At 36.1% G+C, this 2,162-nt stretch carries 3 protein-coding genes; all 3 read right to left on the minus strand.

The features are described from left to right. Window positions 1–9 precede the first annotated feature (9 nt). The 3 genes from IIB50_03285 to IIB50_03295 all read right to left on the minus strand — a co-directional run bounded on the left by IIB50_03285 (window position 10) and on the right by IIB50_03295 (window position 1,940). Window positions 10–816, minus strand: a complete 807-nt coding sequence (locus IIB50_03285) for an FRG domain-containing protein (protein ID MCH7530111.1) — start codon at window positions 814–816, stop codon at window positions 10–12. Between the two features lie 490 nt (window positions 817–1,306). Beyond that, window positions 1,307–1,648, minus strand: coding sequence for a DUF86 domain-containing protein (locus tag IIB50_03290; protein ID MCH7530112.1), 342 nt, complete (start codon window positions 1,646–1,648; stop codon window positions 1,307–1,309). Beyond that, on the minus strand, window positions 1,608–1,940 hold the full coding sequence (locus IIB50_03295) for a nucleotidyltransferase family protein (GenBank protein ID MCH7530113.1): 333 nt from the start codon (window positions 1,938–1,940) through the stop codon (window positions 1,608–1,610). Before IIB50_03295 ends, IIB50_03290 begins: the two co-directional genes overlap by 41 nt. Between the last annotated feature and the right edge of the window lie 222 nt (window positions 1,941–2,162).

Genomic DNA, 2,162 nt, shown 5'->3' on the forward strand with positions numbered 1-2,162 from the left:
TTCTAGTGATTATAAACCTAAAATTACCCCTATGCAAATTATTATAATAGTTGCTGTTGTTGGTATTCTTGCTGGTATTATAATTTTTATTACAAACACAAGGTAATGAAGTTCATTCAAATCTGATAAGGTTACTTCTTTTGCATTTTCTTCAAAGTCTCTTGAAAAACATTTATTTAGATTATCCATAAAACTAATTTTGATGTTTTCGTGCATTAAGAATAGACCTTGTTGTCTTGACAATCTTTCATTCTTTCTCCTTGGTCTGATAACTAACAATCCAGTCTCTTTTTCTTCTTCGTTATTGAAAATCTGATTTGCTTTTTCAACCATCTTTTCGTGCTGAACTTTTCTACGATTTCCAAAACTTGGTTTAATTAGTTCATTCCGACAATTTATATCACCAAGAATAAAATCTGCGAATCCCCATATGACAGCATCATGATTTGATTCAATGTTTTCTATGGCAAAAAACACTGCGACAAAAAATGAATCAGTGAAGTCAATTAATCTGGTTGGCCCACCGTAGTGTTGAATAAGGCTACAACACTCTACGTAATCTTTAGTATTCACGTTAAAGTCTCTGTACAGCTCAATTCTAGCCTTAAATTCGTCAATTATGTTGTGTTCTCTATTTTTGTAATTCCACTCATCTATTTTTAATGGCTTCAGAATTCGTGAAAGCCTAGATTCAATTTCCCAATCTTGTCCTTGTCCTCTGAAAACATGAAAATCCAAGCGTTCTGCTAGCATAAAAATGTCACTAATGTCTTTTATTCGGATTATACAGTCTTCGTATTTTACCAAATTGTCCATAATGAAAATAGAGTACTAAACGGTAATGGTGATGTCAAGTGGCGAGATGTAAACCTGTTTTTCATTCTTGTACAGTCTTGTTTAATATATGGATGAAAAAGTTTACTTGTATAAACAAGTAAAACTATCTTTTGAAGATTATTAGAAAGTGGTAAAAGTGATTTGTAACTGCTTTACTTACTTAAATATTATAAAAGAGTGGGGGTGTTTTGCAAGACAAAAGACATTAGACACCCTGTCTGCCGACAGGCAGGGAATTTCACGAATTGACACTAAGGTTAAAGGATTGACTATTGATGAATTCCCTCCTAACAGTCTGGCGGGCAGGAATGAATTTAAGTATTGAGTAATTAGTACCTTTGTGGTTTCGTGGCTAGATTATTTTATCTTCTCTTCAAGATGGTCCATTAGCATTCTTGTCAGGTTAAAATTGTGTGTTCCGTATTTTGTAATTAAATTAACAATTTCTCCAGTTTTTTCAATGAATGTGTCATTGGTTTTCATCTACGATCTTGTGAAGTTCAGGGACTAATCTTGGAATATCATCCTGTACCGCCGCCCATACAATATTGTAGTTGATATCAAAATAAGAGTGAACCAGTTTGTTACGCATGCTGATAATGTCTCGCCATTTTATGTTTGGATATCGGTCTCGAAGTTCCTGTGAAATCTGTGATGCAGCTTCACCAACTATTTCAAGAGCACGAACAACAGCAAAAGCCAGTTGGCGGTCATCCTGTAGCTCATCGAATGATTTTCCAGATAGAAATGTCAGGGCATCCTGAGCGGCTTCAATCATATGTGAAAGCCGAGTATAACCACTTCTGTTCATATTGCACCAGTGCAGTTTCCACTACTTCATCCCGAAAATATCTACTCAAATCCTGTGGTGTCCTCAGATCAACTTCTCTGCCTATCATGTCAGAAAGCTCATTCTGCATCCCACAGAAAGTGATCAGGCCTGGAATGTGATCTTCCTCAAACTCAACCAGAATATCAATATCACTGTCGGATTTTAACTCGTCTCGTAGAGCAGAACCGAAGAGAGCGAGTTTAACAATATGGTTTCTTCGGCAGAATTCAGCGATTTTCTCTTTTGATATATAATCTGCTAAATTGAACATTGTTAAGCTCCTTGAGCAAATGAAGGGGATCAAGATTCCCCTTGACTACATAATAAATGTGATACAAGTGGTTTGTAACTTACCTATTGGTGGTTATTATAAAAGAGAGGGGTTGTTTTGCAAGACAAAATACATTGGACAGTAGAGTAACCTCGGGGGTTTAATCCCGAAGTCCTCGTCGAACCGTAGATAGAGATTTCCACTAATACGGCTCACCCGCTA

The sequence above is a fragment of the Patescibacteria group bacterium genome (genome assembly GCA_022560785.1).
GTDB lineage: Bacteria > Patescibacteriota > Minisyncoccia > Phycocordibacterales > JADFSL01 > JADFSL01.